The organism is Amycolatopsis sp. 195334CR, assembly GCF_017309385.1.
Lineage (GTDB): Bacteria > Actinomycetota > Actinomycetes > Mycobacteriales > Pseudonocardiaceae > Amycolatopsis.
The window spans coordinates 2,570,806-2,583,111 of the sequence record NZ_JAFJMJ010000002.1; the positions used below are offsets into that span (position 1 = coordinate 2,570,806).

The following is a 12,306-nucleotide window of genomic DNA, read 5'->3' on the forward strand; positions in this document are numbered from 1 at the left end:
GCATGTGTCCTCCTCTGGTGAGATTTAGCGAAGGGCGTTCCGGTTCGCTTGTTGCTCTGCCAGGATCCGGTCGAGATCATCGTGACCCGCGTTGGTGACGTCGCGCGGTACTTCTGTCGCGGCAGCTCGAACCGGCCCGGATTCGACACCGATGCTGATGATCTCGTCGCTGCGGGGCAGGCTCACCGCGTGTCGCCTGGGGATGTCGTTTCGGTCCAGGCTGGCGCGGGCGGTGAGCGTGATGGCGTTGTCGCTCTGGTGGACGAAGTCCGCGGCATCTCCGGCAAGCAGGGTTTCCGCGGCCTGGTCGGCAGTGGCGGGCAGCAGGATGCGGTCGCCGTGGTGAAGGGTGAGCTCGCGCGCTGCGGCCATTAGGTCGATCCGCCACACGTCGGTCTCGGCCCGTCGTGGCGGCGCGGCGGGGTCGTCGAGTGTCCTCTTGATCTTTCCCGGGACGGCGCGACTGAGGGCTGCGGCCTGGCCGGTGCCGATGATGCGGGCGACGCCGAGTTGGCGGGCGGTGCCCTTGTAGGTGGTTCCCAGCAGGAGCGCGACTCGATATACATCTTCGGGTCGAACGTGTTCGGGCACGACGCTGAGCGTGGCAAGCGCGCGTACGAGTGCGGCACGGGGCATGAGCGCCCACGCGGCGAAGGCCTCGGCCAGGGATTCGGTCAGCGTCGAGGTGGCCAGCGAGCCAGACAGCGAGGCGATGGTGGTATCGCAGCTGAGTCCGTGGGCGAAGGCATGGTGCCCGAGTTCGTGCGCGACCGTGTGCCGCTGGGTGACCGGCGACATCGCCGCGTTGATCCATATTCCGCCGGGACGATCGGCGCCGGGCGGGAAGTAGATACCGAAGAGCCGCTCGCCCTCGCTGTCGGCGAGTGCCTTCAACCTCGCGTGTCGGATGAGCACGCCGAGATCGGTACGGCGGTCGCCGGGCAGGCCGGCGTCGTTCAGGGCATGGACGGCAGCCATGTGAGCCTGCCGATGGGCGACCGACCACCGCGTCATGGCTGCGGTTTACCGTCCTGCGAGTGCGCCTCAGCTGCCGTGCCCTCGGTGGATGCACCCGTGCCTGTGCTGGATTGTCCAAATCGGAGGAACTGGGCGAAGGCGAGGACCTTCTCCTGGTCTCCGGTCGTCAGCCCTGCGTGGGCGCGGGTGAGCAGCGTCAGCGAAGGATCGTCGGCGCGGGCTTCGGCGTCCTGTCCGAGTAGGTACTCAACGCTCTGGTTGTAGACGACGGCCAGCTTTTTCAGTTCGAGACTGTCGACTCTGCGCGCTCCCCGTTCGATATCGGAGATGGCCGAGCGAGGGATCCCGGTGTTGGCCGCGACGGTCCGCTGTGACAGGCCGGCGTACTCCCGGCTGATCCTCAGCCGTTCGGCCAGTTCCCGCTGGGCCTTTTTGTCCGCGTCGTTGTCGGGGTGCTCGGTCATGATCGTTGCTCCTGGTTGCGTGGCGATGCCGCAATCCGCATCGGTGTCCCGGGGTGGTGTGGTCTGCCCGCGCGTGCGCGCGGGCGCTGCGAGAACTCAAGCATGGTGGTCCCCTCCCGGGGCGTCGCCCGCCGGGGGCGCGGCGGGGGTGGTGGCCGCCGGCTGTGAGGCTGTGGCGTCGAGCTCATCGCAGACCCGTTCGGCGAAACTGCGCACGGATCGCATGTCACGCGCGGTCGGCAGGTCGGTCCGCAGCCGGACACCGAACCTCGCTTCGACCTTCGTCATCACTTCGACCAGCTGGATCGAGTCATACGGCATGTGCGCGCCGAGCGCGCTGAGGTCTTCGCGTAGTTGCACCGGATCGCAGCGCTTCTCCTCGGCAAGCCGCTCGATGATGAACTGCTCGACCTCGTCTCGCAGCTCTGCGTGGGGATCCACACCTGTCACCTCTTCGTGTGAGGATTTCCGACAACCGCCTGTGTCATCATACGACAACCCTCTCCGGAAAACCAGACAAGCTCGTGTAGGCTGAGCCGACAACGGCGGTCGTGCCACCCTTCGAAGACCGCTGCAGCCTCGTTTCCTCTCCACCTCGTTCTTGGAGAACACGATGAACAACAGCACGCAGCACACGCCCGCAAGCCTCCCCCGCCGCCGCGCCGCCACCCAGTCCCACACCCCCCGCCCGACCACGGCCAACACCGCGAAGACGCCCGAGCTACACACAGCCTCGGGTGCCATGCCGGCGGCATCGCCCGAGGCTGTGTGCCCGGCGTCCCTGCTTGCTTCACCCTCCCTCGAGCAGCTACCCGAGCGCATCAGCTACGACTTCGGTACGTCGTACCGCCCGCGCGACGGCCGCCCGATCACGGTTGTCCTCGCCGACGGCGCGGCCGTGGGCGACCCGCTGACCGACGCCGCGTCACGCGAGGACTACTACCGGCTGCACGACGTGTTCCACCTCAGCTACGCGACCTTGCTCGGCTGGTCCCCGGTCACCCGGGCCCTGCTCGGCCGCAAACGCCGCGGCGCACCCGACCTGGACGAAAACGAGGACGGCGGACGCGCCGTGGTCATCGAGGAGGGCATCGCGGCGATGGTCTTCGCCTACGCCGCCCGCCGCGACTACCTGCGCGGACACACCCGCGTCGAGTCCTGCCTGCTGGAGCGCATCCTCGAGATGACCGCGCCCTTCGAGGTCTGCGCACGCACCGCCAGCGAGTGGGAATCCGTCATCCTGATCGGGATGCGGCTGTGGCGGCAACTGCGCGCTTACGGCGGCAACGGCGTGATCCATGCCGATCGTGTCCGCCGCCGCATGCAGTTCACCCCACCCCTACTCTCGCTCCGCCGCGCGACCGCGCCGTCTCTGTACACCCCTGCCCTCTCGGCCGCCTGACGCCGAACTCCAGGCAACCGGCACCACCGGGAAATGCCAGACCCGCTGCGGCCAAGGCCGTCCGCTGCCGGTGTTTGAACACGGGATTTCGGGTTGCGCCATCGACCTGGGATGCGTGCCTTACGACCGACCCCGACGGGCTTCCGCCTGGTGCCCGTGAAGGCGTTGCGAGTCAAAGCCAGCCACTGGGTAAAGATCACTGTGCCGTCTGTTCCCGGATGCACCACCACGGCGGCCGAGTACCCGCCACGCGCGGACGCGGGCTGCGGTCGAAGCGTCATCCCGGCGACGCCGAGGCTAACCGTGATCATCCGCGTGTTCTGCAAGAGCTTAGGCAGAGAGCACAGCTAGAGTGCGCTGCGAGGCCTGCGAGGTGTCGCAGGCCTCGCGCACTGTTGACGAGGTCGTGTCGCGCACGGAGCCATCGGGAGGCCGCACCGGATGTACATATCGCGGGTTCGCATGGACAACGTGAAAGGCTTCCATGACGAGCGGGTCGTCGATCTGGATCTGCGTCGGCCAGATGGAAACTACGCTGGCTGGACGGTGCTGGCCGGGCGCAACGGCTCCGGGAAGACGTCATTGCTGCGCGGCATTGCCTTGGCGATCGGCGGGCCCGCAGTAGCCCGTAACCTGGTCTCCGACTTCGACAACTGGATGTCCGCGGGCGCCGAACATGCTGTAGCGGAGGTGACGCTGGCCTACGAGCCCGGGGCCGACCGGTTCACGTCAGGACGACCTCCGGCGAAGACCTTCTCTGCGGGCTTGAGCTGGACTGCGCCGAACGAGGCGCACGTCGGACGCCGCCCTGCCCAGCCGTCGCTATCGGGGTACTTCTTCGGAAAGTCCGGTGGACCGGCGCGCCGAGGCCCCTGGCAGGACAACCCGGTCGGCTGGTTCTGCGCTGCCTACGGCCCGTTCCGGCGGTTGGTGGGAGGAACCAGCGATAGCCAGCGGCTGATGCTGACCGCCGGCCCGGTTGGCAGAATGGCGAGCTTGTTCCACGAGGATGCCTCACTTGCCGAGGGCGTCAGCTGGCTGATCGAGCAGCACCTGCGATCTCTCGAAGACCGGCCAGGGGCGATGAACCTCAAACAGGCCGCGCTGTGGATTCTCCAGGACGGTCTGCTCCCGGATGGCTACCGCATCACCAAGGTCGATTCCGAAGGCCTCTGGGTCGAGCACCGCGGACACGAATTCCCCCTTCGAGAGATGAGCGACGGGTACCGGACCGTGGTGGCACTCGTCACCGACCTGCTCAAGCAGCTCAACGACGCGTTCGGCGACCTGCCGGTCGGATACGACGGCGACCACCCGGCGATCTTCACGCCGGGTGTGGTCATCATCGACGAGGTCGACGCGCACCTGCATGTCTCGTGGCAGAAGCGGATCGGCACCTGGCTCAAACGGCATTTCCCCGCCATCCAGTTCATCGTGACCACCCACAGCCCTTATGTCTGTCAAGCGGCCGACCCGGGTGGGCTGATCACCATGCCCGCCCCCAACGAACGGAAACCTCCACGTCCTGTCGAAACCGACCTGTGGGAGCGGGTGGTGTACGGGACCGGCGATGACGCTGTTCTCTCCGAACTGTTCGGCCTCGATACCGCCTATTCCGACCAAGCACAGGAGCTGCGGAAAGAACTCGTGGAACTCGAGGTCGCCGTGCTCTCCGGGGATGCCAGCAGGGGGCAGCGGATCCGATACGGAATGCTCAAGGATTTGCTGACCAGCTCCCCGGTCACCAGAGTTCGTGAGATCGACACCAGCGTGCAGCGCTCAACGGGCGCATGATCCGGCTCTACCGCGGCGGGCTGGACGACAAGCTCCACCAGCGCCTCAGCGACGCAACCGGACTGATCCGCGCTAAACGCACCCACGCGACCCGGGTCACCAGGGCCCGCGACCTGTGGAAGGCCCGCCGGTCTATCCGGACGCCGCTGAAGGCGGCGTTGACGCGCTTCGCCGCGGGTCGAGCCCGGTGCATGTACTGCGGCGACAACCAGGGCGCCGACATCGACCATCACGACCCGCTGGCCAGGTCGCCGCTACGCACATTCACCTGGACCAACCACCTCCTCGCCTGCAGTGTCTGCAACAGCCACCACAAACGCGAGGCCTTCCCCACCGCCGACGACGGCACCCCGTTGCTGCTGGACCCCACCGTCGACGACCCTCTTGATCACCTCACGCTGGCGCTTAGTATCGGCCTCTACCACCCCACCACCGAACGTGGGCGCGTCACCATCGAGATCTGTGCTCTCAACCGCGATCTGCTCACCCGAGGACGGCAAGCGGCCTACGAGAGCATGAGCGCGCTCCTGCACCGATGGCGCGACCTCTATGACGAGGGCGACTCCACAGCGCGGACAGCGCTCGAACGAGTGATCGTCGAACAGCCTTTCGCCGACGTCGTCCACGCGATGATCCGCTACTCTGACGCCCCCGGCGCCACCGAGGTCTTCGCCGATCGCCCACACGTCCTTCAGGTCCTCACAACCCCGGAGTTCCGTGCGATTATCAGCTGACCCACGAGCCGGGTCGCGCATTCACCAAACGCCGACCATCGACTCGCCTGCGATGACGAGGTGGTCCTCGTGACGGTCCAGATCCACGAGCGCGCCGCAGAGCGCGCAGATGACGTACTGCCATGAAACTCCTGCAGGGCCCCAGCGGCGCGGAGGATCCGCCCGAGGACCGTCGCGGCGAGATCACGAGTGACGTGCAGGTCTGGCCGGGGGTCGCGGATCCGGCCGAGCTGCTCGCGGGCATCACCGAGTGGCTGAGCGGATACGGCAACCAGCAGACCCGCCGCACCTACGCCGAAGGGCTCGGTCTGCCGGTCACGGCCGCCGCCATCGAAACCTGGGCCGCAGCGGGCGAAGACCGTTGGGCGCAGGCACTGGCCGAGTACGCCGAGACCGTGACGACAAAACCCGTGTCCACGCCGAACGGGCGCACGGGGCCGCCGCCGGCGGGGCGTGGCCGGTTGCGCGAGTGGCATTGGCTGCGCTGGTGCGCATCCCGCGGTGTGGATCCGACGGCGGCGACATCCGCGCAGGTCAAGACGTGGCTGCAGGATCTGGCCGAAGCGGGCGCCGCACCGTCCACGCGCGACAGGATGCTCGCCACGGTGAAGACGATGTACGCGTCGCTGGCCGATGCGGGCCTCGTGGCGGCGAATCCGGCGGCACTGGACCGGCGCAGGCTGGGGCTCACCGCCGCCGCGGCGAGCACGTCGGCGACGGTCACCCTGACCACCCGGCAGGTCGCGGCCCTGCACCAGGCCGCCGCCGCGCCACGGCGTGGCGCCAGCGCGTGCGACACCGCCCGCGCCGCCGCGATCGTCACCCTGTTCACCCTCGGCCTGCGGGTCAGCGAACTGTGCGGGCTGAATGATGCCGATCTGCACGTCACCCGGGGCCGGCGGGCGTTGCGCGTGCACGGCAAGGGTGGCAAGACCCGCGTCGTGTACCTAAGCGTGCCAGCGGAAAACGCCCTGCTGGAGTACCTCGCGCTGCGCGCGGACGGGACGGGCTCCGCGGTCGTGGCGGGCGCCAGCCGCGGCCAGCCCTCGGGCGCCCCGCTCCTGGTGACCCGCACCGGCCGCCGCTTCGCCCGGCAGGCGATCTGGCAGTTGCTGCGCCGGATCACCGCGAGCGCCGGCTCAGAACTAGCCGACGTCGCAGAGGTGATGCACCCGCACGCGCTGCGCCACTTCTACGTGACTGCCGCGGTCGAGGCGGGCGCCTCGCTGGAACACGTGCAGGCCGATGTCGGCCACGCCAGCATCGACACCACCAGCGGCGTCTATGACCACGCCGCCCGCGACCCGGCCCGCAGTGCGGTCGATCTCGTCGCCGACGCCTGGTATGCCACCCGCACCTGAACACCGGCCCCAGGTTGCTGCACCCCTCCGGCGAAGGTCGGCACAGTCAAGGAACTGAACTCTGGCCAGGTTTTCAAGACGGGTAGTTTGGGCCACTTTCACCGTCGAGACCGATGGTGTCCGGTTTTCCCTCGGCCGGACACGTCGCAGCATGCGCGATCAGTCAAGTCGCAGGTTGCGGGATTGGCAGTTTCCGCGCCGATCTGAGTTTTTGTTTCGCCGACTGCCGCGTGACACACAACTCGGCCGAATATTGACTTGCTGACCTGCCTCTCACCGACAGGCTCGACGTGACTCAACCGTGATCTTGAGGTCGAAAGACGCCTCGCCGCCTATGCGAGTCAAGATGACACCCGCTTCTGCTTTCAGCTTGACCCCGAAACCCGCTTCAATTTTAGTTACGTTCCACCCGGAACGAGTTGACGCGTTGGCCATCGACGCCTGCACGATATCAACGGCTTCACCGACCGCTGCTTCGATGTCATCAAGGCGCTCGGACAGCAGCTCGGACGTCTTCAGCCGCTGGCTGATCTGGCGGTTCCCGCCCGCGCCGACCTCGACCGTTTCGACTAGTATCGAAGAACCTGTCACTAGAGCCCTCCCGAACGTCGTGCCTGCTGTGGTCGGAGCCCGGAAGAAAAAGGTTACACATCAGAGGCAATCACTGATTGCCCGTCTTGACCGTGAATCTGGAACAACGAAAGTCGTATCTCGGCCCCTTCGCAACCCGCGCTACCACCCGGGCCGACAAACTCCGTGTGCGCCGCCGGTTTCGGCGATGCCATCGACAAGTCTGGGCGGCGGCGTCCACCCAGTTACAACAACGCCGCGCCAGCTGCTGGCTACTTGCGAAAAGTCGCAACGAAACCGGTTCCTCGCGTGCTTCTTCTCCTCGCTCACCGCGTTCGGGCCGTCCGGCAGCGCCAGGCCGACGCGACTGTCGTTACCGCCGTCCGTACCCGCAGCGCTTCCTGGCGCCCGGCGAACCCGAACGTGAACCCAACGACCACTGTCATAGTCGACGTGACGATGGCCGTCAGCAGTTCCCAGGCATCGAACGGGCGCCTTCGTGGCCGCGGACAGGGCCTTGTCGACGAGAGCTATCCCCTGGCGCCGGCCACCGCGCTGCGCTGATCGTCAGGTCGCGGGCAACGAAGACCTCGCCGGGGACGAACACGTACTCAGAGCGCCCGCCTATCCACGTGGACGTCGCGGGAAATGGCCGTCGGCCCGGGTGAAGGGCCTGCGAATCGACGGCACACGCACGCGAGTCGGCCGGTTATGCGTGGACAATCTGGCCGCACCTATTCCGTGCCCGGGCAAGGTGACGTGCCCGGTTCGTGATCACTATGTGCAGGCTGACGAGGCCACCAGCGTGATCGTCGTCGATGGTGCCTCGGTCCCGCACGCAGCGCCGTCGACCAGACCGGCACGGACCTGGCTACCGGGCCCACGCAGCACGATGTCGATGACGTCACAAGATGACGGCCAGGTACCCAACTCGTTGGACGAACGACCTTGGCCATCGGCACGGCTGAGCCGCCAACAGCGGCTGTCCATCCCGCGCGGCACGTATCGGCGACGCCGCACCTGCCTCAAGGTTGTGACGACTTCACGGCCGTGTGGATGCCGGCCACGAGGGGAATGGAAGATGTCCTCCGGTCGTGTCGGGGGAAGGCTGGCCTTTCAGTCGCTGGGGAGATTCCGATCTGACCGCGGAAGCGGTAGCGGAGGTGGTTCGCCGTGCCGAGGACACTGAGCCTCGCGATCCGCTGGTTCTGCAGCGGTGTGGTCCCAGGCGCAGCGTGAGGCGGCGCGAGGAGGTCCGCAAGCTCGGCTCCCCGGGGGGCCGGCGCCGGATTACGGCCACTGCCAGGGGCGGCGATCTCACGCAGGCGGCTCACCGGCCTCACCTTGGATGACAGAGCGGGCTCCGGGGGCCAATCGGTGTAACGACCTTGACTCCGATGGCACTGACGTTGTGTGCTCGTTGCAGTAGAAGACGGCAGGCGCGACCGGAGTCCGCACTACCTGAGCTGTCGCCGGTCGCCGCATATCCGTGCCACAGCATGGGTTTTGCGCCCGTGTGGGCAGTGGCGCCCGGCCGGGAGGCACCCTGTGGAGCCGACACACTTCTTGGACCTCGACGGCGCGACCACGCTCGTCACCCCGGTGGTGCACTCGGTGGAGGAGGTCATCCACGACGTCATCGCCCACCAGGCACTGGGCGTGGTCTACGGCGCCGCCGGTACCGGCAAGACATTCGCCGTGATGCTGGCGCTGCAACGCTACCTGCACAACCACAACGGCCGCCGGCCACCGCCGACGATCGTCACGTTGAGCTTTGCTCATACCCCCACGTTGTCCAGTGTCGCCCGCGACATCGCGACCGCTTTGGAGCCTTGGGCGTCCATCCCGAAGACCGCGACCCGGTTCCAGTTGCAGACCCGGATTCTGCGAGCGCTGGCCTTCACGCCGTATCTGCTCGTGGTCGACGAGGCGCAGCGGCTGAGTTCGCACGCCATGGAGGTCCTGCGCTACCTCTACGACGATAAGGACACCGTGCTGTCGCTGCTGCTGGTCGGGGGCGACGGCTGCTGGAAGGTCGTCTCCCGGGAGCCGATGCTGATGTCGCGGCTGCATAGCCGCCGCAACTTCCTGCCCCTGCCACCGGAGGACGTTCCCACGCTGATGCGGGAGTTCCACTGGCTCTACCGCGACGCCGACCCGGGGTTGCTGACCGAGGTGGACACGTCCTTCGCCCACGGCTACTGGCGCAAGTGGGTCTCCTTCACCTCGGCGGCACTGCAACTGGCCCAGGCCGGCGACCGCACGGTGCTCGACCCCCCGCTGGTGCACCAGGTCTACGCCCGGCTCGGGCATGGCGACGACTGACACGCGGCACGCCTCACCGCGCACCGACCAGCCACCCCAGGCAGTGCCCTGGGTGCTGCTCAACTACGGCGACGACCCGCAGGTCCTGACCCGGCTCGCCGCGAACAGCGGCCGTCAAGGCGGCTCGGTGCTGGTACGCCTGAGCCCAGCCTCGGTCACCGCGGCCCACCTGGCCCACGATGTGCTGCGCGCGCTCGGAGTAAGCGCCGAGGACCTGGATGAACAGCATGTCGAGGAACAGCAACTGCCCGACCTGGTCACCTATCGACTCTGCGGACTGCGAACCCGAGCACTCGTCCTGGACTGCCCGCACCCGCTCTCGGCCGCCGCGCTGCGCCGGGCCCAGCGCTGGTGCGATCACCTGCGCGCGCAGCTGGTGCTGGTCGTGACCACCGCCGACTGGGTTCCCCAGCCCTGGTTGCGGACCACACCCGCGCGTCTGGAGGGGCTCGCGCCTGTCACACCCGGCAGGCGTGCGGTCTCCGACGCCGACCGGTCCGTTGCCGAGCTCGCCACGCTCCCGGCCCTGCCCGATGACGAGTTCACCACCTTCCGCGCCGCCTGCCGGCGGTTACCGGAACAACACTGGGCAACGTTCGCCGGCGAATACCTCGCCGCCGCCCGAACGATCGAGTGGGCGCTGCGCAGGCGCAGCGACGACAAGCGCACCATCGCCGCCCTGACGGCGCTGTACGCGCTGCTCACCGACGAGGCGCCACCCGGCCCAGCCCGAATCATCCGGGTGCGTGCCGCGCAGGCCGCGCTGTTCACCCACGGCCGCGTCCTGGTGCGATGGACGCCGCTGACCGCCCCGCACGAGCACGCCACCTCGGTGCCGGAGACGCTGCTACCGCGACATTGCCTGCCTGCGCTGCGGCAGACCGCAGATCCCCTGCTCGCCGCGAGAATCACCCTCGGTGGCCTGCTCGACATGCCCGCTGACCACCTGTTGGGCCTGCGGCGCGACCAGCTCGTCCTCGACGGCTACAGCGATACGGTCCTGGGCTTCGCGTACCCGCCGGCCGTGGCCGGGACTCACGCGGTGGTGCAATTGCCTGACTGGACCCTGCCCGTGCTCGGCGCCTACCGGTGCGCCCGGGATCACCACGACATCTACGGCATCGCCGACACCGACATGCTGCTGCCCAAGCAAACCCAGGCCCTGCACATACGGTCTCGCTACCTGGACCAGCGGCTGGCCGATGTCCTCCGCCAGCTCCTGGACCCGGGCTGGCCCACCACACCGCACGCGGACATCCTCGATTCCTGGCTGAGCAGGCGCCACCTGAGCATCACCGCCCTTCCCCGCGTGCCCACCGCCGTCCCGACCCCGGACACCGCGCCGTGACCTCCCCGTCCGCCGACGACTGCCCGCGCTGCGCACCGCACCAGTGCATGGGCACCGCGATGCACACGATCGAAGACGCCCTGCGCGATGGCCGCCACTCCCCGCGAATACTGGCCAGGCTGCTCACGACAACCCCGCAGGCGTTGAGCGCGATGTCCGGCTGGGACTTCGTCCGTCTCCTGCGCGATCTCAAGCTCGGCGATCTCTCCGAACTGGCCAGCTACCTCGGCATCAGCCCACAGAGCGTGCACGCCGCGCTCCTCGGCCCGACCTCCACCGAAACCCCCGACACCCCGGCAGCGCTGCGGGCAGCCCTGATCGCCGTCGTGTTCACCAGCCTGCCCACCGGGCTCTACCCGCAGGACCTCGAACAGCGCCTGGGCTGCGACGACGCCGCCATCTTCACCGCGATCCAGGACGTCATCCGGTATCAACCGCCCGGTCTGCGGCTCTATCTCAGCGGCGACGGCCGCGTCCTGCTGGGCCCCGACCACGCCTGCCTCCCGCCGCCGCCCGGCCCAGCCGACCCGACACCGCACTCACGCTTCCGCCTGACCGACGCCGACCTGGCCGCCAGCCTCTGGCACCTGTGCCAGCACCACGACCCCGCCGGCATCCCCGCCCAGCACCTGCAACAACTGCTGGACGCGGGCCTGGTGGCCACCGACGGGCAGGCCGCATACCCGACCCTGGAGGTCACCCATTCGCTGCAGTTCTACTAAGCACCCCGCGCCCGCGTGGGGCGGACCCGCCTACCTCGGGATAGCCACCTACCTCGGGATAGCACTGCGGGGTGACGGGCGCCAGTCCGTCCACCCCACGAGCGAGTCTGATCACCGCGCTGAGCCTGCCTCCGCTGCCCGAGTCTTCGCCTGGGCGCGCAATCGCCGCCGCGGCTGGTCGAAATTCGCCGCCATCTCCAAGCACGCGTCCACGTCGCAGCCCGCAAGCTGGTCAGCCAGACCGAATGCGTGACCGGCAGCCGACTGGCCAGCGGCCTCGGCATGCCCGTCGTGACCTGACCGAAGGCCTACACCCGGCCGATCCTGGCGGTGAAAGTGGCGCCGTCGCCGCCTTCACCGCAGCCGAAGCAGTGAAAGGTCCCGTGCGGCGGCCGCACCCGGAACGCGGACGAGCCGCAGAACGGGCACGACCCGCGCAACTGGTCAACTCCGTGCTGTCGCAGCAGGACATGACGGCCCACGACCTGACGGATGTCTTGCGGGTCGGGCTGCTGACCAGCTGCGATTGTCACCGACATGCCGGGCAGACTACGCCTCGCGCACGCCCCCTGCGGCCTGCCGCGGCATCGGCTCCCAGCTCTCACCGG

General features: G+C 68.2%; 12 protein-coding genes. 7 read left to right on the forward strand and 5 right to left on the reverse strand.

The genetic code is table 11. The annotated features are described in order from the left end of the window. Positions 1–24: 24 nt before the first annotated feature. From JYK18_RS34755 to JYK18_RS34765, 3 genes are all read right to left on the reverse strand, one after another. A complete protein-coding gene (locus JYK18_RS34755; protein ID WP_206807627.1) occupies positions 25–978 on the reverse strand; it encodes an ImmA/IrrE family metallo-endopeptidase in 954 nt (317 codons plus the stop codon). A 32-nt stretch (positions 979–1,010) separates the two neighbouring features. Next, positions 1,011–1,442 (reverse strand): helix-turn-helix domain-containing protein, encoded by a 432-nt coding sequence (locus JYK18_RS34760; protein ID WP_206807628.1) that lies wholly within the window; start codon positions 1,440–1,442, stop codon positions 1,011–1,013. Positions 1,443–1,538: 96 nt separating this feature from the next. Next, on the reverse strand, positions 1,539–1,883 hold the full coding sequence (locus JYK18_RS34765; protein WP_206807629.1) for an acyl carrier protein: 345 nt from the start codon (positions 1,881–1,883) through the stop codon (positions 1,539–1,541). A 172-nt stretch (positions 1,884–2,055) separates the two neighbouring features. Here JYK18_RS34765 and JYK18_RS34770 point away from each other — a divergent pair, with 172 nt between their 5' ends. The 4 genes from JYK18_RS34770 to JYK18_RS34790 all read left to right on the forward strand — a co-directional run bounded on the left by JYK18_RS34770 (position 2,056) and on the right by JYK18_RS34790 (position 6,733). After that, positions 2,056–2,844, forward strand: coding sequence for a hypothetical protein (locus tag JYK18_RS34770; protein ID WP_206807630.1), 789 nt, complete (start codon positions 2,056–2,058; stop codon positions 2,842–2,844). Between the two features lie 462 nt (positions 2,845–3,306). Continuing rightward, entirely contained in the window at positions 3,307–4,638 is a 1,332-nt protein-coding gene (locus JYK18_RS34780; RefSeq protein WP_242582395.1) for an AAA family ATPase, read from the forward strand. Continuing rightward, the gene (locus JYK18_RS34785; RefSeq protein ID WP_206807631.1) at positions 4,635–5,372 is read left to right on the forward strand and encodes an HNH endonuclease; all 738 of its coding nucleotides are present in this window, start codon (positions 4,635–4,637) and stop codon (positions 5,370–5,372) included. Before JYK18_RS34780 ends, JYK18_RS34785 begins: the two co-directional genes overlap by 4 nt. 122 nt (positions 5,373–5,494) lie before the next feature. Continuing rightward, positions 5,495–6,733, forward strand: coding sequence for a tyrosine-type recombinase/integrase (locus tag JYK18_RS34790; protein WP_206807632.1), 1,239 nt, complete (start codon positions 5,495–5,497; stop codon positions 6,731–6,733). A 273-nt stretch (positions 6,734–7,006) separates the two neighbouring features. Here the strand turns inward: JYK18_RS34790 and JYK18_RS34795 are convergent, their stop codons facing one another. After that, a complete protein-coding gene (locus JYK18_RS34795) occupies positions 7,007–7,324 on the reverse strand; it encodes a CU044_2847 family protein (protein WP_206807633.1) in 318 nt (105 codons plus the stop codon). 1,527 nt (positions 7,325–8,851) lie between these two features. Between JYK18_RS34795 and JYK18_RS34800 the strand changes: the two genes are divergently transcribed. The 3 genes from JYK18_RS34800 to JYK18_RS34810 are packed head-to-tail and all read left to right on the forward strand — an operon-like array spanning position 8,852 to position 11,698. Next, entirely contained in the window at positions 8,852–9,628 is a 777-nt protein-coding gene (locus JYK18_RS34800; protein WP_206807634.1) for an ATP-binding protein, read from the forward strand. Between the two features lie 52 nt (positions 9,629–9,680). Next, positions 9,681–10,976 (forward strand): hypothetical protein, encoded by a 1,296-nt coding sequence (locus JYK18_RS34805; protein ID WP_206807635.1) that lies wholly within the window; start codon positions 9,681–9,683, stop codon positions 10,974–10,976. Further along, on the forward strand, positions 10,973–11,698 hold the full coding sequence (locus tag JYK18_RS34810; RefSeq protein ID WP_206807636.1) for a hypothetical protein: 726 nt from the start codon (positions 10,973–10,975) through the stop codon (positions 11,696–11,698). The genes JYK18_RS34805 and JYK18_RS34810 overlap by 4 nt, the downstream gene beginning before the upstream one ends. A 308-nt stretch (positions 11,699–12,006) precedes the next feature. On the opposite strand, the gene JYK18_RS34815 is transcribed toward JYK18_RS34810, so the two are convergent. After that, positions 12,007–12,237 (reverse strand): CHC2 zinc finger domain-containing protein, encoded by a 231-nt coding sequence (locus JYK18_RS34815; protein ID WP_206807637.1) that lies wholly within the window; start codon positions 12,235–12,237, stop codon positions 12,007–12,009. Positions 12,238–12,306 lie beyond the last annotated feature (69 nt).

Excerpts from the sequence above, each read along its gene's own strand:
- JYK18_RS34755 (WP_206807627.1), bottom strand. The coding sequence starts at position 978 with ATGGCTGCCGTCCATGCCCTGAACGACGCCGGCCTGCCCGGCGACCGC.
- JYK18_RS34760 (WP_206807628.1), bottom strand. The coding sequence starts at position 1,442 with ATGACCGAGCACCCCGACAACGACGCGGACAAAAAGGCCCAGCGGGAA.
- JYK18_RS34770 (WP_206807630.1), top strand. The coding sequence starts at position 2,056 with ATGAACAACAGCACGCAGCACACGCCCGCAAGCCTCCCCCGCCGCCGC.
- JYK18_RS34780 (WP_242582395.1), top strand. The coding sequence starts at position 3,307 with ATGGACAACGTGAAAGGCTTCCATGACGAGCGGGTCGTCGATCTGGAT.
- JYK18_RS34785 (WP_206807631.1), top strand. The coding sequence starts at position 4,635 with ATGATCCGGCTCTACCGCGGCGGGCTGGACGACAAGCTCCACCAGCGC.
- JYK18_RS34790 (WP_206807632.1), top strand. The coding sequence starts at position 5,495 with ATGAAACTCCTGCAGGGCCCCAGCGGCGCGGAGGATCCGCCCGAGGAC.
- JYK18_RS34815 (WP_206807637.1), bottom strand. The coding sequence starts at position 12,237 with ATGTCGGTGACAATCGCAGCTGGTCAGCAGCCCGACCCGCAAGACATC.